Origin of the sequence: Dermacoccus sp. BD5 (assembly GCF_044878485.1) — a bacterium.
Taxonomy (GTDB): Bacteria; Actinomycetota; Actinomycetes; order Actinomycetales; family Dermatophilaceae; genus Dermacoccus; species Dermacoccus nishinomiyaensis.
In genome coordinates this window covers 23631-42598 of sequence record NZ_JANJER010000009.1, presented here as the reverse complement: position 1 = coordinate 42598, position 18968 = coordinate 23631, and the positions used below count along the sequence as shown (strand labels likewise).

General features: G+C 69.4%; 13 protein-coding genes and 1 tRNA gene. 11 read left to right on the top strand and 3 right to left on the bottom strand.

What is annotated here, in order from left to right; translation table 11 throughout:
- Position 1: 1 nt before the first annotated feature.
- Together rfbD and NQ706_RS08365 are read left to right on the top strand one after the other, a co-directional pair.
- The gene (rfbD, locus tag NQ706_RS08370) at positions 2-871 is read left to right on the top strand and encodes a dTDP-4-dehydrorhamnose reductase (RefSeq protein ID WP_051805720.1); all 870 of its coding nucleotides are present in this window, start codon (positions 2-4) and stop codon (positions 869-871) included.
- Positions 872-986: 115 nt separating this feature from the next.
- A complete protein-coding gene (locus NQ706_RS08365) occupies positions 987-2459 on the top strand; it encodes a sugar transferase (RefSeq protein WP_150112731.1) in 1473 nt (490 codons plus the stop codon).
- A gap of 269 nt (positions 2460-2728) precedes the next feature.
- Here NQ706_RS08365 and NQ706_RS08360 read toward each other — a convergent pair whose 3' ends face one another.
- From NQ706_RS08360 to NQ706_RS08350, 3 genes are all read right to left on the bottom strand, one after another.
- Positions 2729-3382 (bottom strand): GDSL-type esterase/lipase family protein, encoded by a 654-nt coding sequence (locus tag NQ706_RS08360; protein ID WP_038567343.1) that lies wholly within the window; start codon positions 3380-3382, stop codon positions 2729-2731.
- Between the two features lie 17 nt (positions 3383-3399).
- Positions 3400-3579 (bottom strand): DUF6104 family protein, encoded by a 180-nt coding sequence (locus NQ706_RS08355; RefSeq protein ID WP_038567345.1) that lies wholly within the window; start codon positions 3577-3579, stop codon positions 3400-3402.
- A gap of 136 nt (positions 3580-3715) precedes the next feature.
- Positions 3716-7552 carry a multifunctional oxoglutarate decarboxylase/oxoglutarate dehydrogenase thiamine pyrophosphate-binding subunit/dihydrolipoyllysine-residue succinyltransferase subunit gene (locus NQ706_RS08350; protein ID WP_038567347.1) on the bottom strand — a complete coding sequence of 1279 codons (3837 nt, stop codon included), beginning with the start codon at positions 7550-7552 and terminating at the stop codon, positions 3716-3718.
- Between the two features lie 298 nt (positions 7553-7850).
- Here NQ706_RS08350 and NQ706_RS08345 point away from each other — a divergent pair, with 298 nt between their 5' ends.
- The 9 genes from NQ706_RS08345 (at position 7851) to rho (ending at position 18904) form a co-directional block, all read left to right on the top strand.
- Positions 7851-9203, top strand: a complete 1353-nt coding sequence (locus NQ706_RS08345) for a hemolysin family protein (RefSeq protein WP_038567349.1) — start codon at positions 7851-7853, stop codon at positions 9201-9203.
- A complete protein-coding gene (locus tag NQ706_RS08340; protein ID WP_006945979.1) occupies positions 9200-10306 on the top strand; it encodes a hemolysin family protein in 1107 nt (368 codons plus the stop codon). Before NQ706_RS08345 ends, NQ706_RS08340 begins: the two co-directional genes overlap by 4 nt.
- A 60-nt stretch (positions 10307-10366) precedes the next feature.
- A tRNA-Arg gene (locus NQ706_RS08335) sits at positions 10367-10438 on the top strand.
- Positions 10439-10813: 375 nt separating this feature from the next.
- Complete coding sequence (locus NQ706_RS08330) at positions 10814-11542, top strand: hypothetical protein (RefSeq protein ID WP_150112732.1); 729 nt, start codon at positions 10814-10816, stop codon at positions 11540-11542.
- A 130-nt stretch (positions 11543-11672) separates the two neighbouring features.
- Entirely contained in the window at positions 11673-13040 is a 1368-nt protein-coding gene (gene lysA, locus NQ706_RS08325) for a diaminopimelate decarboxylase (RefSeq protein ID WP_038567353.1), read from the top strand.
- Position 13041: 1 nt separating this feature from the next.
- The gene (locus NQ706_RS08320) at positions 13042-14394 is read left to right on the top strand and encodes a homoserine dehydrogenase (protein ID WP_051805724.1); all 1353 of its coding nucleotides are present in this window, start codon (positions 13042-13044) and stop codon (positions 14392-14394) included.
- Between the two features lies 1 nt (position 14395).
- Positions 14396-15499 (top strand): threonine synthase, encoded by a 1104-nt coding sequence (gene thrC, locus NQ706_RS08315; RefSeq protein ID WP_038567355.1) that lies wholly within the window; start codon positions 14396-14398, stop codon positions 15497-15499.
- A gap of 77 nt (positions 15500-15576) precedes the next feature.
- On the top strand, positions 15577-16470 hold the full coding sequence (locus tag NQ706_RS08310; RefSeq protein ID WP_038570532.1) for a homoserine kinase: 894 nt from the start codon (positions 15577-15579) through the stop codon (positions 16468-16470).
- A 337-nt stretch (positions 16471-16807) separates the two neighbouring features.
- A complete protein-coding gene (gene rho / locus NQ706_RS08305) occupies positions 16808-18904 on the top strand; it encodes a transcription termination factor Rho (RefSeq protein ID WP_038567358.1) in 2097 nt (698 codons plus the stop codon).
- The last annotated feature ends 64 nt before the right edge of the window (positions 18905-18968 follow it).

Here is an 18968-nt window from a genome sequence, read left to right as displayed (position 1 = left end):
GATGGCGCGTCGCTGGCTCGTCCTCGGAGGCACGGGCATGCTCGGTCAGGATCTCGACGCGCTGCTGCGCAGCCGCGGTGAGAGCGTCGTCTCGCTCGGCTCCGCCGGATGCGACGTCACCGAGCTGGAGACGGTGCAGCGCGTCGTCGGCGATCACGCGCCGGACGTCGTCGTCAACTGCGCTGCGTACACGGCCGTCGATGCCGCTGAGAGCGACGAGGCCGCGGCGTTCGCACTCAATGGGACGGGTGCGTTCAACGTCGCTCGAACCGCGCGGGCCGCGGATGCCCAGCTCGTCCACGTCTCGACCGACTACGTCTTCGACGGCCGCGCCGAGGAACCGTACGATGTCGAGCACCCGCAAGCCCCGCAGTCGGCCTACGGACGCACCAAGGCGGCCGGAGAATGGGCCGTGCGTGCCACGCACCCCGACGCGCTCATCGTGCGCACGGCATGGCTCTACGGAGCGCACGGAAGCAACTTCGTCGCGACGATGCTGAAGCTCGCCCAGAACCGTGACACCCTCGACGTCGTGACCGACCAGGTCGGACAGCCGACGTGGGCGGGCGACCTGGCGGACACCATCGTCGGGCTGATCGAGCAGGAATGCTCGGGCGGGTTCTACCATGGGACGAGTTCGGGCAGCGGGTCATGGTTCGATCTCGCACGTGAGGCATTCATCCTCGCAGGCCTGGATCCTGAGCGCGTGCGCCCGACGACGTCGGAGGCGTTCCAGCGGCCCGCGCCGAGGCCCGCCTACAGCGTGCTCGCACGCTCACCGCGCGGGCCGAGCATCGGTGACTGGCGTGCACGACTCGCCGCGTCCGGCGTCGTTCAGCAGGAGCGCGCTGCAGAGCGCGCGCGCTCCTGAGGAGCAGGCTCGAGACGACCGCGGTGCGGGGGACGCAGCCGAACGGGAACGAGGGGAATTCGGACGCGTCCGACGAAGGGGAAACAGGGTTTTGTGGGGAAAGGCGCCGGCGAGCATGACTGACGGGGCGAGAGGTAGGCGCGACCTGCTCGCCAGGATGCGTGGCGACTGGCGGCGCAACCTGTTCCTGCTGCTGTTCGTCCTCGACCTGGGCGTCATCACACTCGCCGTGGCTGCCGGGTTCTTCGCGCGCTTCGCAATGGCGGAGGCGTCGCTCGACACCGTCCGCTCGCAGGGCAACCTCTACCTCGTCGTCGTGCCCGCCCTCATCCTCGGATGGCAGGCCTCGCTGCTTCTCAATCAGGCGCACAACATGGAGATCATCGCGATCGGCACCGACGAATATCGTCGTGTCGTGCGCGCCACATTCTTCACGTTCGGCGCGCTCGCGATCGTCCTCGTCTTGCTGCGCTGGCAGGTAGCGCGCGGCTTCCTGGCCGTCGCCCTTCCACTCGGGCTCGTCCTGCTTCTCATCGAACGTCTCCTGGTCCGCCGCTGGGTGCTCGCGCGACGCCGCCGCGCGATGCTCGTCGACGGCGTCGTCGTCGTCGGCTCACCGCATGAGGTGCGCTACGTCGCCGAAGGCATAGCCCGCAACCCGGCTGCGGGCCTCGTCGTGCGCGCCGTTGCGACGGACACGACCGATGCTCCGACGTTCGAGCTCGCCAACGGAGTGGTCGTGCCCCAGGCCGGCGCGATCGCCGACGTCGTCGACGCCGTGCACCGCTACGAGGCCAGCACGATCATCGTCGCCGGCCATGACCGCATCAACCGCAAGCAGCTGCGCGAACTCGGCTGGCAGCTCGAGGACACCGCCATCCGCCTCGCCCTCGCCAGCCGCATGACGGACGTCGCAGGCCCCCGCATCCACTGGCACCCCATCGAAGGGTTGCCGCTCATGAGCGTCGAGATGCCCCGCTACAGCGGCGTCAAGTACTCCCTCAAACGGGCCTTCGACCTCGTCATCGCCACCGGGATGGTCGTCCTCGTCGCCCCGATCCTGCTCGCCATCGCCATCGCCGTCCGCCTCGACAGCCCCGGGCCCATCTTCTTCCGCCAGACCCGAGTAGGCGTCAACGGAACGCTGTTCAAGATGACCAAGTTCCGCTCGATGGCCGTCGACGCCGAAGCGCGCCTCGCCGGACTCGAACGACAGAACGAAGGCTCCGGCCTATTGTTCAAGATGAAAGACGACCCCCGCATCACCCGCGTCGGCGCTTTCATCCGCCGCTACAGCCTCGACGAACTGCCGCAACTGTTCGACGTCATCGCCGGCGGCATGTCACTCGTCGGACCACGCCCCCCACTGCCCCGCGAGGTCGAAGCCTATGACCACCACGTCCACCGCCGCCTCAACGTCAAACCAGGCATCACTGGACCCTGGCAGGTCGGCGGACGCTCGAACCTCTCCTGGGAAGAATCCGTGCGCAAGGACCTCTACTACGTCGAGAACTGGTCCCTGTCCGGCGACCTCGTCATCATGTTCAAGACCCTACGCGCCGTCCTCGCACGCGACGGCGCGTACTGACATTCCCTTGTCTCGCCTTCCGGCCGGCCCCGAAGGGTCCGTCTGTGTGCGGCGAGCCTGCGGGCGGTGCCGTCCCGGCCCGAGACGGCACCGGCGCGTCCACGTCCGCTGCCCGCAAGGTTGCCTGCGCAGGTAGCGGTTGGGGGCCGAAGGGTCTGCGTCTGCGGTGCGATCGGTTGCCTGCGCAGAGGGTGGTCAGAACGTGGTTGTCGGGACGACGAACGCCCCACGTCGACGACGTGAGGCGCTCGAGGGCGCGACGAGGGCCGTCAGACGGAGAGCCAGTCCTGCCAACCGGCGTGCAGCACGAGCCACGCCATGAGGCCGTAGCCCGCCTGGCCGGGGTGGTAGCCGTCGCTGGCGGCAAGATCCGACTGCCACTGATCGTGCCCGAGCAGCGGGCGGAAGCAGTCGACATACGTCACGCCACGACGCGCGCAAACGTCCGCGTGCGCGTCGACGAGCACCTCGAGCTTCGCGTTCATCTCCGGGTCGCTCGTGGGCGGCGGGCCGACGACGAACGTCGCGATGCCGTTCGTCGACGCATCGTCGAGGATGTTCGCGAGGTTGAGGCGCGAACGTGCTGTCGTCAGACTCTGCGCGGCGTCGTTCGTGCCGAAGCCGATGACGAGTCGGCGCTCGTTGCAGTTCTTCCACCGCAGCGCCGCCTCACCCCGCCAGCGCGCGAGGACGTCCGAGGAACTGTCGCCGCGCACGCCGAGGTTGTACGTCGTCAGCCTGACGCCCTCGTGCGGCGTACGCGCGACGACCCGCGAGACCCACCCCAGGGCCTTCGGGTCGCCGTAGCCGTTGACGAAGCTGTCGCCGACGAAGACGAGGCCGACACGGCGCTCACCCTCGGCGACGTGGAAATCGGCGCTCGGCCGGAACTCGGGCTCGCTGCCTTCGGTGGGGTAGGACACGCTACGACCGCCTTCACTCACTCTTCATCGTCGTCGTCGAGGCGTGCCAACCATGTGGCGAGGCGCTCGACGGGGATCTCGAACTCCGGGTTGAGGTCGACGAAATGACGCAGCTGCTCCGCGAGCCACTCCAACGTCACGTCTTCTTCGCCGCGGCGCGCCGCAAGCTCCTCGATACCCCGATCCGTGAAATACACGCGCCCAGCTTATCGTCCGTCAGCTCGGTGCCCACCCCGCAGGCGTCGCGCGCCCACGACGAAGCGGTGCCCACCCCGCGTGGGGGAGGGCACCGCTTCATCAGGAACGCACCATCAGCGGCTGCTCACGCGAACCTCAGCGCGCGAACGCCTGCTCCATGAGCTCCGCGTTCTGCGCGGCGTGACGCTTGCTGTTGCCGGTCGCGGGCGACGCGGACGCCGGACGCGACACGACGCGCAGACGTCGCGTCTCGCCGTGGCTCTCGAGCAGGTCGGGCAGGTTGAAGTACATGAACGGCCAGGCGCCCTGGTTCTTCGGCTCGTCCTGCACCCACACGATCTCGGCGTTCGGGTACGCCGAGACCGCCTCGGCGATCTCCTTGGCCGGGATCGGCGCGAGCTGCTCGACACGCACGATGGCGGTCGTGTCGTCACCGCGCTTCTCACGCTCCGCCTCGAGGTCGTAGACCACGCGGCTCGAGGCGAGCAGCACGCGCTCGACCTTCGAACCGTCGAGCTGCTTTTGGTCCTTCAGCACCGGCTCGAACTGGCCCGAGGTGAAGTCGGCCGGCGAGCTCGTCGCGGCCTTCACGCGCAGCAGCTGCTTCGGCGTGAAGACGATGAGCGGCTTGCGCGGTCGCGCGTGCGCCTGGCGACGCAGCAGGTGGAAGTACGACGCCGGCGTCGACGGGTAAGCGATCGTCATGTTGTCCTCGGCGAACAGCTGCAGGAAGCGCTCGATGCGCGCCGAGCTGTGGTCCGGACCCTGACCCTCGTAGCCGTGCGGCAACAGCAGCACGACGGAGCTGCGCTGCGCCCACTTCTGCTCCGAGCTCGAGATGAATTCGTCGATGATGGTCTGCGCACCGTCGACGAAGTCACCGAACTGCGCCTCCCACAGCACGAGCGCGTCGGGACGCTCGACCGAGTACCCATACTCGAAGCCCATCGCGGCGTACTCGCTGAGCAGCGAGTCGTAGATCCACAGCCACGCCTGGTCATCCGTGAGGTAACGCAGCGGCGTCCACTCGTTGCCGTTCGCCTTGTCGATGAGGACGGCGTGACGCTGCACGAACGTGCCGCGTCGGGTGTCCTGACCGGACAGACGCACCGGCGTGCCGTCCATGAGTAGCGAACCGAACGCGATGAGCTCGCCCATGGCCCAGTCGATGCCGCCGTCCTTGACCATCGCCGTGCGACGCTCGAGCAGCTGCTTGAGCTTCGGGTGCAGCGTGAAGCCCTCCGGCGGGTTCGTCCACACCGCGCCGATGCGCTCGAGAGCGGCCTCGGTAATCGCGGAGGAGCGGCTCGAAGAGTAGGCGCTCTTCGCGTCGTCCTCGAGCTGAGCGGACGGGCGCTCGAGGCCGCCGTGGCCCTCGGCGTCGGTGCCCTGGCTGGAATCGGACGAAGCGCTCTGCGCGGCGCTGTCGGCAGCGGCCTTCTTCGTCGCCTCCTTCGTCTCGACGAAGACGCGCTCGAGCTGCTGCTGGTAGTCCTTGAGCAGTTCGTCGGCACGCTCCTGGTCCATGTCGCCGCGGCCGACGAGGGCCTCGGCGTACAGGCGACGCACGGACTTCTTCGCCTCGATCAGCTTGTACATGAGCGGCTGCGTCATCGACGGGTCGTCGCCCTCGTTGTGACCGCGGCGGCGGTAGCACACCATGTCGATGACGACGTCCTTGTTGAACGTCTGGCGGTACTCGAACGCGAGTTCCGCGACGCGGACGCAGGCCTCCGGGTCGTCACCGTTGACGTGGAAGATGGGCGCCTGCACCATGCGCGCGACGTCCGTCGAGTACGTCGATGAACGCGACGAGCTCGGCGCGGTCGTGAAACCGACCTGGTTGTTGATGACGACGTGGATCGTGCCGCCGGTTCGGTAGCCGCGCAGCTGCGACAGGTTCAACGTCTCGGCGACGATGCCCTGGCCCGCGAACGCTGCGTCGCCGTGGAGCAGGATCGGCAGCACCGTGAACGCCGTGCCGGCGAGGTTGATGCGGTCCTGCTTGGCGCGGGCGATGCCCTCGAGCACCGGGTCGACGGCCTCGAGGTGGCTCGGGTTGGCGGCGAGGTAGACCTTCGTGTGGTTGCCCTCATCGGAGACGAACTCGCCCTCGGTGCCGAGGTGGTACTTGACGTCACCGGAGCCCTGCACCGAGTTGGGAGCGGCGGTGCCCTCGAACTCGCGGAAGATCTGGCCGTACGACTTGCCCGCGATGTTGGCGAGCACGTTGAGACGGCCACGGTGCGGCATGCCGATCGCGGCCTCTTCGAGACCGGCGTCCGCGGCCTCCGACAGGATGCGGTCGAGGATCGCGATGACGGACTCGCCGCCTTCGAGGCTGAAGCGCTTCTGGCCGACGAACTTCGTCTGCAGGAACGTCTCGAACGCCTCGGCCTGGTTGAGCTTGCGCAGGATGCGCTCCTGCTCGTCCGACGTCGGCTTCGAGTACGTCTTCTCCAGCTTGTTCTGCATCCAGGCCCGCTCCTCGGGGTTCTGGATGTGCATGTACTCGACGCCGACCGTGCGGCAGTACGAGTCACGCAGGATGCCGAGGATCTTGCGCAGCTTGAGGAAGTTGGCGCCGCCGAAACCGCCCGTGGCGAACGTGCGGTCGAGATCCCACAGCGTCAGGCCGTGGCTCGTGACGTCGAGGTCGGGGTGACGACGCTGCTTGTACTCGAGCGGGTCGGTGTCGGCCATGAGGTGACCGCGCACGCGGTAGGCGTGGATGAGCTCCTGCACGCGCGCGACCTTGTTGATGTCGTCGTCGTGGTTGGCGGAGATGTCCTGCACCCAGCGCACCGGCTCGTAGGGGATGCGCAGCGACTCGAAGATCTCGTCGTAGAAGTTGTTCTCACCGAGCAGCAGCTGGTGGATCTGACGCAGGAACTCCCCGGACGTCGCACCTTGGATGATGCGGTGGTCGTAGGTCGAGGTGATCGTCAGGATCTTGCTGACGGCGTTGCGGTTGAGCGTCTCCTCGCTCGCGCCCTGCCACTCGGCGGGGTAGTCGAGCGCGCCGACACCGATGATGGCGCCCGCGCCCTTCATCAGACGCGGCACCGAGTGCACCGTGCCGATGCCGCCGGGGTTGGTCAGCGAAATCGTCGTGCCCGCGTAGTCCTCGAGCGTCAGCTTGTTGTTGCGCGCCTTCTTGACCATCTCTTCGTACGCGGCCCAGAACTGCGCGAACGTCATCGCCTCGGCACCCTTGATCGACGGCACGACGAGCGTGCGCGAACCGTCGGGCTTCTGCAGGTCGATGGCGAGGCCGAAGTTGATGTGCCCCGGCTGGTGCAGGACGGGCTTGCCCTTCTCGTCGACCGAGAGGGAAGCGTTCATCTCCGGCATGACGCGCAGCGCCTTGATGATGGCGTAGCCGATGATGTGGGTGAAGCTCACCTTGCCGCCGCGGCCGCGGGCAAGGTTCGAGTTGATGACGATGCGGTTGTCGATCAGCGCCTTCGCAGGGACGGCGCGGACTGACGTCGCGGTCGGGACCTCGATCGAGGCCTCCATGTTCTGCACGATCTTGGCGGCGATGCCCTTGAGCGGGGTGTCCTTGTCGTCCGCCTCCGGCACGTCACCGAGGGCGCCGTCGCCCTGGTCGCGCGGCGTAGGCAGCGGTGTGTGGCCCTCGGCCTGCTTCGGGTCGAGCTTCTGCGGCTCGCTCTCAGCGGTGCGCGTCGGCTCGGCGGCCTGCTGTGCAGGCGCCTCCTGTTGATCGCGCGGCGCCTCGGCGGCCATCGGCTTCTCGGTTCGGGGAGCGGCCTTCGCGCCCGAGCCAGACGTGGACGTGGAGGCCGGCGCCGAGGAGTTCGACGAGCCCGGCTGGTAGGTCGCGAAGAACTCCTGCCATGCGGCATCCACGGAGTTCTTGTCCTTGCTGTACTGCTCGAAGAGTTCCTCGACGAGCCACTCGTTCGCGCCGAAGTCGTCGTGCTCAGAGCTGGGGGACTGGGATGACACGCAGATGCGCCTCTTTCATTCGCGTCGATTCACGTACACGTGCGGGAGGCGTCCCGTTGCCCCCGTCATGACGCGGCGCGTGGCCGTGTCAGGCAGGAGCGAGGTGAACCACTCCACTGCCGTGTGGTACACGGCCTACGCTCCCACCCTATCGCTCCCGAGCCGCCGCCGCGAGAGGCGGCCGGTGGTGAGGTGGCCCACCCCGGCGCGAGGCTGCGCGGGCCTCGCTGGTCGAGGCCGGCCCGGGGGGTGGAACGAGCCCGGTGAACGGCTGCGCCCGTGGTAATTTCACTGCGTCATGACGCAGTGGATATTGATCCTCCTCGGAGTCGCCCTCACGCTCGGAACGGCACTGTTCGTCGCCACCGAGTTCTCTCTCGTCGCGCTGGATCGTCACTCCGTCCAGCGCGCCATCGACGACGGCGACGAACGCGCCCGCCCCGTCCTCGCCTCGCTGCGCGGGCTGTCGACGCAGCTGTCGGCCGCGCAGGTCGGCATCACCCTCACGACGCTGATCCTCGGCTTCATCGTCGAACCCAGCGTCGGTGCGTTGCTGCGCACCCCGTTGGCAGCCATCGGCGTCACCGGCGGCGCGGCCTCGGCGACCTCGACCGTCCTCGCGATGGTTCTCGCCTCCGCCTTCTCGATGATCTTCGGTGAACTCGTCCCGCAGTTCCTTGGTATCTCCGCGCCTCTTCGCGTCGCCAAGATCGTCGCGCGGCCCGTGCAGGTGTTCGCCGCCCTCTTCAAGCCGCTCATCGTCGTGCTCAACGGATCGGCGAACCTGCTGCTGCGCTCCATGGGCATCGAACCGCAGGAGGAACTGTCCGCCGCCCGCACGCCGCAGGAGCTGAGCTCCATGGTGCGTCGCAGCGCCGAGGCCGGCACGATCGAGGAGGGCACCGCGGACCTGCTGACGCGCTCGCTCAACTTCGGTGAGCGCACCGCGTCCGACGTCATGAGCCCGCGCGTGCGCTGCGAGGCCGTCGATCGCGACGCGACGGCGGATGACGTCGTCCGGCTCGCGAGGTCGACGGGACACTCGCGCTTCCCGGTGCTGGGGGAGGACTGGGACGACGTCGACGGTGTCGTCCACGTCAAGAAGGCCATCGCCGTGCCCGTCGAACGCCGCGGCGATGTGCCCGTCACCGCTCTCATGGTCAAGCCGACGTTCGTGCCCGAGACGATCACGCTCGAACCGCTGCTCGTGCTCCTGCGTGGCGCGGGGCTGCAGCTCGCCATCGTCATCGACGAGTACTCCGGAACCTCGGGCCTGGTGTCGCTCGAGGACGTCATCGAGGAGATCGTCGGTGAGGTCAGCGACGAGCACGACAAGCTGCACGACGCGAGCCGTCACCTGCCCGACGGGTCCTGGACGGTGCCCGGGCTGTGGCGCCCCGACGAGGTCGTCGACCGCATCGGCGCGCCCGTGCCCGACGATCGCGCCTACGAGACGCTGGGTGGTTACGTCATGCAACAGGTCGGCCGCATTCCCGAGGTCGGGGACGAACTCATGCTGCCGGGATGGCGCCTGCGCGTCGTGTCGATGGAGGGCCGGCGCGTCAACCGCGTCCGGTTCACCCCGGCGGTGGAGGGGCAGTCGATGGACGATGTCATCGGCGGCGCAACCCGGGCCGGTGAGGCCCGATGATGCTCTGGATCTCGCTCCTGCTGCTGCTCGGCAACGCGTTCTTCGTGGGCGCTGAGTTCGCCGTCATGGCAGCGCGGCGCTCGCAGCTCGAACCGATGGCCGCGGAGGGCTCGAAGCGCGCCTCTGCGGCGTTGGAGGCCCTCGAGAACGTCGCCTCGCTGCTCGCCTGCGCGCAGCTCGGCATCACGGTCTGCTCGGTGCTGCTCGGTGCCGTCGCGGAGGACGCGGTGCACCACCTCATCGCCGGCCCCCTCGAGGCGACGGGCATGCCGGATGGGCTGACGCACGTCGTCAGCCTGCTGCTCGCGCTGCTCATCGTCGCGTACTTCCACGTCGTGCTCGGTGAGATGGTGCCGAAGAACCTCGCCATCGCCGGGCCCGACCGGGCAGCGTTGCTGCTCGCGCCCGCACTGCTGTGGGTGACGAAGGCGATCCGCCCGCTCGTCACGGTGCTCGAGAACGTCAGCAAGGCCATCGTGCGACGCATGGGCATCGAACCGCAGGACGAGGCGGCCTCGACGTTCTCGACCGAGGAGGTCGAGATGATCGTCGAGGAGTCGCACCGCGAGGGTCTGCTCGAGTCGGGGCAGGAGCGCCGCGTGCGTGAGGCGCTGGAGTTCACCGACAAGGTCGCGAGCGACGTGGCCGTGCCGCTCGACTCGCTCGTCACGCTTTCGCTGGGCGCGACGCCCGCCGATGTCGACGCGATGGTCGCCAAGCACGGGTTCTCGCGCTTCCCGGTCATGACGACGTCGGGGGAGCTGCGCGGTTACATCCACCTCAAGGACGTGCTGTACGCGCAGGACGAGGCGTACACCGAGCCTGTTCCGCCGCGCCGCATCCGGCTGCTCGCGACGGTGCGTCCCGGGGACGAGGTCGAGGACGTGCTCGTCACGATGCAGAACTCGGGCGCGCACCTCGCGCGCGTCGTCGGTGACGACGGGCGCACGAGCGGTGTCGTGTTCCTCGAGGACGTGCTCGAGGAACTCGTCGGCGAGGTCGCGGACGCGACGCAGCGCTTCGACGCGCGCGCGTTGGCCGGAGCGTCGCGGGCCGAGTCGGCGTCGGTCGTCCGGGCTGACCAGGCGCGCCCGCGCGCGTGATGATGCCCGCCGTCGCCGGGAACTGCTGGTAAGGTGTCGTCTCGCGCTCATGGAGCGCATGCCCCCTTAGCTCAGGGGATAGAGCACCGCCCTCCGGAGGCGGGAGCGCAGGTTCGAATCCTGCAGGGGGCACAAGACGAACGGAGGCCCGATCCATCCGCGCCAAGCGCCGCCGGATCGGGCCTCCGTTCGTCTTGTGTCAAGCTCGAAAAATTCGGGAGGACGACGAGCGTAGCGAGGAGGACGGGTCCTGCAGGGGGCGTTGTCGTAGCCTGCGATCAAGCTGGCGTGGCATACCCTGGCCCGGTGATGTCGGCAGATCCTTGGGTAGCGCTGGATCGCGACGTCGGGGTGTCTGTCGTTTTTTCCGTGGATGCCGACGGGCGGGTCGTCACCCCTGCGCCGCGTGTCGCGGCGTCGCGCGAGCGCTCCGCCACCCATCGAGATGACTTGGGCAGGGCTCAGCGGATCGCCGCACTCATCACCGCGCACCTGGGGCTGTCGGCCGTGGCTCGACCCTCTGGTGGAAACATCGAGGTCGACCTGTCGTCGGACGGGTGGCTCGGTCGCTGCGGGGCCGAGACGGGCATCATCGCCGGCGCGGCCACAGACGTCCGCCGCGCCCGCCCGCCGCTGCGCGCCTTCGGCCAGAGCCTCACCTGGGACGCCGTCGCACAGGATGTCGGCCGCGACGCGCTCGTGTGGGCGTCGCTGCTCAGTGCGTCCAAGACGCCACCGCTGACGTTGGGGCAGCGCCTCGACGACCTGTCGAGCCGCCGCGACGCGAACCTTGTCGCTCGTGCCCGCCGTGCCCAGGCAGCCGCGATGATACGGCTCGAGGCCGCGACCGAACTGCTCGACAGCGGCGCCCTTGACGCCGACACCTTCGACGTAGAGCCCCTGGCCTACGCAGACGGCGCCGACACCCCGGCCCGCGACGACCTCGCCGTCGACGGTTCTGCCGCTCTCTCTCGTTCGCCGGACGGTGGGGACCACGTCACCCCCGCACCGTTGCGGGTGGCTGTTCTCCTCACCTCCCGGGCGTTTCACGACGCGGCGCGCACCGGCCGCACCCGTCCTGCGTTGCTCGCGATCGACGATCTGGCGGTGGCGATGCTGCGTCACGTCGAGGCTGCGCCCGTCACGCGGACGGATGTGCCCGCGCTGAGCGCGGCCCGTAGCATCGTGCGAGAAACCCTGGACGCTGCCTGCGTCGCAGCGCCCGTGCCGTACTGAACGCGTCGATCCTCGATGTGGCCGGCGGCGGGCGTGCGATCGCTGCGGGTCCGATCCGCGCGCAGCGGGGGCTGCCGGGCCGTCTCGGCGCAGCGCCGTCCCCCTCGCGAGAAGGCAGCAAGGAGACCACGTGAGCGTCAGGTCGGCCGCCCCCACGGGCGCCCTCGAGCAGATCGTGTGGCCGCGCACCGCGCGCCGCCGTGATGACGGCGTCGTCGAGATCGCCGGCATCGGCCTCGACGAGATCGCCGAACGCTTCGGCACGCCGGCGTACATCATCGACGAGGCCGACGTTCGCAGCCGGGCCCGTGCCTACCGTGAGGCGTTCGCGCGTGCGTTCGCGGCCATCGGCACCCAGGCGGACGTGTACTACGCGGGCAAGGCGTTCCTGTCGTCGCACGTCGCGCAGTGGGTCACCGAGGAGGGGCTGCGCCTCGACGTCTGCTCGGGGGGTGAACTCGCGATCGCGAAGAAGGCGGGCGTGCCGGGCGAGAACATCGGCATGCACGGCAACAACAAGGGCGTCGCCGAGATCGACGACGCCCTCGCGTACGGCGTCGGGCGCATCGTCGTCGACTCGTTCGAGGAGATCGACCGCGTCGCCGACGCCGCTGCGCGCCACGGCATCACGGCGCCTGTCATGATCCGCGTCAAGCTCGGCGTCGAGGCGCACACTCACGAGTTCATTGCGACGGCGCACGAGGACCAGAAGTTCGGTTTCTCCGCCGCCGACGGCCAGATCGGTGACGCCGTCGCTCGCGTCCTCGCCCGCCCGGAGCTTCACCTGCTCGGCTTCCACAGCCACATCGGCAGCCAGATCTTCGAGTCCGCCGGCTTCAAGGAGGCCGCGACGCGCCTCATCGCCCTGCAGTTGCAGGTCGCGAAGGAGCACGGCGTCGAACTGCCGGAGCTCGACCTCGGCGGCGGTTTCGGCATCGCCTACCTGCCCAGCGACGCACCGCTCGACCCCGCCGAGATGGCGACGCAGCTCGCCGGCATCGTGCGCGAGGCGTGCCAGAACGCCGACGTCGCGGTGCCGCGCGTCTCGATCGAGCCGGGCCGCAGCATCGTCGGCCCCGGCGGCGTGACGCTCTACCGCGTCGGTACGGTGAAGCCCGTTCAGGCGAGCGACGACCTCGTGCGCACGTACGTCAGCGTCGACGGTGGCATGAGCGACAACGCGCGCCCCGCGCTCTACCAGGCCGACTATCACGCGGCGCTCGCGAACCGCGGTGGCAGCGACGAGCTGACGCCGACCCGCATCGTCGGCAAGCACTGCGAGAGCGGCGACATCGTCGTGCGCGACATCGACTTCCCGTCCGACACCCGTGACGGCGACCTCGTCGTCGTCGCCGCGACCGGCGCCTACTGTCGGGCGCTGGCCTCGCAGTACAACCACGTCCCGCGCCCGCCCGTCATCGCCGTAGCGGACGGCGACGCTCGCGTGCTGCTGCGCCGCGAGACGATCGACGACCTGCTCGCCCTCGAAGGGGAATGACATGACCACCACCGCATCCGCCATGCCGGCCGACTCGACGACCCCTCGCGAGCCGATCACGATCGCGCTGCTCGGCAGCGGCGTCGTCGGCACGTCCGTCGCCCGCGAGCTGACCCAGAACGCCGCCGATTTCGAGGCCCGTATCGGTGCGCCGCTGCAGATCGTCGGCGTCGCGGTGCGCGACACGAGCAAGGACCGCTCGGAGACGGGCCTGCCGGCCGACGTCTTCACGACGGACGCGCAGGCGCTCGTCGACGGTGCCGACATCGTCGTCGAGCTCATGGGTGGTGACGAGCCCGCCAAGAGCCTCATCACGCGCGCCCTGAGCAACGGCTCGAGCGTCGTCACGGCCAACAAGGCCCTGCTCGGCAGCGATGGCCCGGAGCTGTACCAGCTCGCGATGGATCACGGCGTCGACCTGTCCTACGAGGCCGCCGTCGCGGGCGCCATCCCGCTCATCCGTCCGTTGCGCGAGTCGCTCGCGGGCGATGAGGTGACGAAGGTCCTCGGCATCGTCAACGGCACGACGAACTTCATCCTCGACAAGATGCACCGCACCGGCGCCGGCCTGCGGGACGTGCTCGCCGAGGCGCAGGAGCTCGGTTACGCCGAGGCCGACCCGACGGCCGACGTCGAGGGCTACGACGCGCAGGCGAAGGCCGCCATCCTGGCCTCCCTCGCGTTCCACACGCGTGTGCGCACGAGTGACGTGCACGTCGAGGGCATCATGAACATCACGGCGGAGGACATCACCGCCGCGCGCCGCGCGGGCTTCGTCATCAAGCTGCTCGCGATCGCCGAGAAGGTCGAACGCGGCGAGGCAGACGGGGGAGCGGGCGTCAACGTCCGCGTCCACCCCGTCCTGCTGTCGCGCTCGCACCCGCTCGCGAGCGTGCATGAAGCTTTCAACGCGGTCTTCGTCGAGACGAAGCTCGCCGGGGAGCTGATGTTCTACGGCCGCGGGGCGGGCGGCGACCCGACGGCGTCAGCCGTCCTCGGCGACATCGTCCAGGCCGCGCACCACCGCGTCACCGGCGGGCGCGGTTCGGGGGAATCGGCCGACGCCGACCTGCCGATCCTGCCGATCGGCGAATCCCTGACGCGTTACGTCGTGCGCGTCGAGGTCGCCGACGAACCGGGCGTCCTCGGGCGCGTGACGAGCGCGTTCGGCGAGCACGGCGTCTCCATCGAGAGCATGCGCCAGGGCGTGCGCCGCTCCGAGGATGGCCTCGCCTCCCTCACCTTCATGACCCACCAGGCACCGGAGGCCGCGCTCGCGGCCACGGTCGACTCGATCAAGAAGCTCGCGGACGTCGACTGCGTCTCGTCCGTGCTTCGCGCAGAAGGAAACTGACATGGCTCACCTGTGGCGCGGCGTCATCACCGAGTACGCCGAACGACTTCCGATGCTCGACGGTGCTCCCGTCGTCACGCTCGGGGAGGGCGGCACTCCGCTCATCCCGGCGGAGAAGCTGAGCGAGCGGGTCGGTGCGCGCGTGTTCGTCAAGTACGAGGGCCTCAACCCGACCGGTTCGTTCAAGGACCGCGGCATGACGACGGCGATGTCGATGGCCGCGAAGAACGGCGCGAAGGCCGTCATCTGTGCCTCGACGGGCAACACGTCCGCCTCCGCCGCGGCCTACGCGACGAAGGCCGGCATGACGTGCGCCGTCCTCGTGCCCGACGGCAAGATCGCGATGGGCAAGCTCAGCCAGGCCATCGCGCACGGCGCGCAGCTGCTGCAGGTCGACGGCAACTTCGACAACTGCCTCGACGTCGCGCGCAAGCTTGCCGAGAGCTACCCCGTCGAGCTCGTCAACTCCGTCAACCCGGCCCGCATCGAGGGCCAGAAGACGGCCAGCTTCGAGATCGTCGACGCGCTCGGCGACGCGCCCGACATCCATGTCCTGCCCGTCGGCAACGCCGGCAACATCACGGGTTATTGGAAGGGCTACCGCGAGTACGCGGCGCCGTTCACGACCGCCGACGGCCGCGAGCTCGCCGCCGTCGCGACGAAGACCCCGGCGATGTGGGGCTTCCAGGCCGAGGGCGCCGCGCCGCTCGTCGCGGGCCACCCGTTCGACGAGCCGGAGACGATCGCAACGGCCATCCGCATCGGCAACCCCGCATCGTGGAAGCAGGCCGAGCAGGCCCGCGACGACTCGGGCGGCGTCATCGACGCCGTCAGCGACGACGAGATCCTCGCCGCGCACCGCATCCTGTCGAGCGAGGAGGGCATCTTCGTCGAACCGGCGTCGGCCGCCTCGATCGCCGGGCTGCTCAAGATGAGCGACGCGGGCCGCGTGCCCGCGGGCGCGACCATCGTCTGCACCGTCACCGGGCACGGCCTGAAGGATCCGCAGTGGGCCCTGCGCGGCGCCGACGGCGACGACATCCAGCCCGAGCGCGTCTCCGCCGACGCCTACTCCGTGGCGCGCGCGCTCGGCCTCGACGCCTGACGATGCCCCGTTCGCTCAGCGCCTCCCGCCTCCGGCCGAGCCGCACGCCTCAGGTCGGGTCGACGGCACACGTTCGCGTGCCCGCGAGCACGGCGAACCTCGGGCCGGGTTTCGACTCGATCGGCATGGCCCTCGACGTCTGGGACGACGCGCGCGCCGAGGTGACGGACGGCGGCCTCGTCGTCGAGGCGCGCGGCAACGGCGCCGGTGAGGTGCCGCTCGACGGCTCGCACCTTGTCGTGCGCTCGATGCGCGCGGCGTGGGAAGCGCTCGACGTCGCGCCGCCCGCAGGGCTGGAGCTGAGGTACACGGGCGCCGTGCCGCACTCGCGCGGCATGGGCAGTTCGGCGACGGCGATCGTCGCGGGCGTCGCGCTCGCGACGGCGCTCGCCGGGCACGAGCTCGACGACGCCGCGACGCTCGCGTTCGTCAATGACGTCGCCTCGAGCATCGAGGGCCACCCCGACAACGCGTCGGCCTCCGTCTACGGCAGCGTGACGGTGAGCTGGGCCGACGTGCTCGAGGGCCCCGACGCGCCGCGCGACTGGCACACCGCCGTCCTGCGCCCGCACCCCGATGTCGTGCCCGTCGTCATCGTCCCGGCGCAGCGCCTGTCGACGGCGACGGCTCGCGCCGCGTTGCCCGAGAGCGTCCCGCTCGCCGTGGCGGCGCGCAATTCGGGGCGTGCAGCGCTGCTGGCTCACGCGATCACCACCGAGCCGTCGCTACTCATGCCCGCGACGCTCGATGCCCTGCACCAGGAGCATCGCCGTTCGGCCTACCCGGATTCGATGGCGCTCGTCGACGCGCTGCGTGACGCCGGCGTCCCCGCCGTCATCTCGGGCGCTGGCCCGACGGTGCTCGCGCTGGCATCACGTTTCGCCCTGAGCGCGGTGCACGATGTCGCTCGGGGCGGCGAGGTGCTCGAACTGAGCGTTCCGACGCACGGAATCACCCCCATGTCGCGCTGATCCGCCGCCGGGGTGTACCGTTTTGGTGCACCCGGGTGGTGCTCGAGTTCGACCATGCCACACGACGCGACGGTGTCGTCGCGCCAGGCCCGTGACCTCTGGGTCACCGTTCTCGCCTCAGCCTCGCTGCAGGTCATCATTCGCTTCCAGGTGCGCTGTTCCCGTCTGTGCTGTCATTCCGACGGCGGGAACCAGGGGTCTGATCTGAACGGCCCCTGAACTTCATCCCGCCCGCGCTCTTCGTCGCGGGCCGAACGAGGGGGAAGGAACCTTCGTGTCAGAACAACCGTCTGCGCCCGCCCCGGCCCAGAGCAGCCCGCGCGGAGCGCTCTCCGCGATGCGTCTCGACGAACTCAAGCAGCTCGCGCAGAGCATGGGCATTCCCGGCATCTCCAAGATGCGCAAGGTCGACCTCGTGACGGCGATCCGCGCCGCGCGCGCCGAGGCCAACGGTGTCGGCGGCAGCCGCGCCAAGGCCGCGGGCGTCACCTCGACCGCTCCGACGGCCCGTCGCGCCACGAGCGAGCAGGCCGAGGCTGCGCCGTCCGCCACCGAGGCGCCCCGCCGTGAGCAGGGCGACGCCCCCGCGCCGCAGGATGACGAGCCCCGCCGCGCCACTCGTGACGCCGGCGCCCGTGAAGGCGACGCTGCTTCCCGCGAGGGTGAGCGTTCCACGCGCGACGAACAGGAGCAGCCGCGCGAGCAGCGCACCCGTCGTGGCCGCCGCGGTGGCGAGGAGCGCAAGCGCGCCTCCGAGAACGCAGGTTCGGACCAGGGCGACGCTCAGCGTGAAGGTGCCGCGAAGGACACCGGCTCCGAGAACGACGCCGACGGCAAGACCGTTGATGGCAAGAACGTCGACGCCAAGGACGATGCCTCGAACGGCGAGAGCCGTGGCCGTCGTGATGGCGAACGCGACGAGCGTCGTCAGCGCCGCGAGAACGGCTCGAACGAGCCCTCCGGTGACAAGAACTCCGACGGCGACGCTCGCCGCGAGCGTCGCGACAACAGCGACAACGCCTCGGGCGAGAACGGCCGTGACAAGCGCGACGAGCATGAGAACGGCCGTGACAAGCGCGACAACCGCGACTCCGGCAACAACGGCGGCTCCAACCGTCGCGAGCGCAACAACGAGCGCAACCACAACAACGATGACGACGAGCGCGGTGGCCGTCGTCGTCGTCAGCGTGGCCGCGACCGCGACCGGGGCGAGCGCGGCAACAACCGTCGCGGGCGCAACCGCGACTACGACGACGACGCTCCCGAGGTGCGCGAGGACGACGTCCTCATCCCCGTCGCGGGCATCGTCGACGTCCTCGACAACTACGCGTTCGTGCGCACGACCGGTTACCTCGCCGGCCCGACGGACGTCTACGTCCCGATGAACATCGTGAAGAAGAACGGGCTGCGCAAGGGTGACGCCGTCACCGGCGCGGTGCGTGCGCTGCGCGAGGGTGAGCAGTTGCCGGCGCGTCAGAAGTTCAACGCGCTCGTGCGTCTCGACTCCGTCAACGGCATGACGGTGGAGCAGGCGAAGAAGCGTGTCGAGTTCGGCAAGCTGACGCCGCTGTACCCGCAGGAGCGCCTGCGTCTCGAGACGGCCCCGAACGTGCTGACGACTCGCATGATCGACCTCGTGTCGCCCGTCGGCAAGGGCCAGCGTGGCCTCATCGTCGCCCCGGCGAAGGCGGGCAAGACGATGGTCATGCAGTCGATCGCCAACGCGATCACGACGAACAACCCCGAGTGCCACCTCATGGTCGTCCTCGTCGACGAGCGTCCCGAAGAGGTCACCGACATGCAGCGCGCGGTCAAGGGTGAGGTCATCGCCTCCACCTTCGACCGTCCGGCGACGGACCACACGACGGTCGCGGAGCTCGCCATCGAGCGTGCCAAGCGCCTCGTCGAGATGGGCCACGATGTCGTCGTGCTGCTCGACTCGATCACGAAGCTCGGGCGTGCCTACAACCTCGCCGCCCCGGCGAGCGGTCGCATCCTGTCCGGTGGTGTCGACTCGGCCGCGCTGTACCCGCCGAAGAAGTTCTTCGGTGCGGCGCGCAACATCGAGAACGGCGGCTCGTTGACGATCCTCGCGACGGCTCTCGTCGAGACGGGTTCGAAGATGGACGAGGTCATCTTCGAGGAGTTCAAGGGCACCGGCAACATGGAGCTCAAGCTCGACCGTCAGCTCGCGAACCGCCGCATCTTCCCGGCCGTCGACGTCAACAACTCGTCGACGCGTCGCGAGGAGATCCTGCTGTCGGGCGAAGAGCTCAAGATCATGTGGAAGCTGCGTCGCGTGCTCGCCGCCCTCGACCAGCAGCAGGCCGTCGAACTGCTCATCGACCGCCTCAAGAAGACGAAGAGTAACGTCGAGTTCCTCATGCAGGTGCAGCAGACGTCGAACATCAAGCTCGACGACGAGGGCAACTGATCCACGTCTGACGGCGCCTGACGACGTCACCTGACGACGCCCCCGAGACCCGACGCCCCTGCGG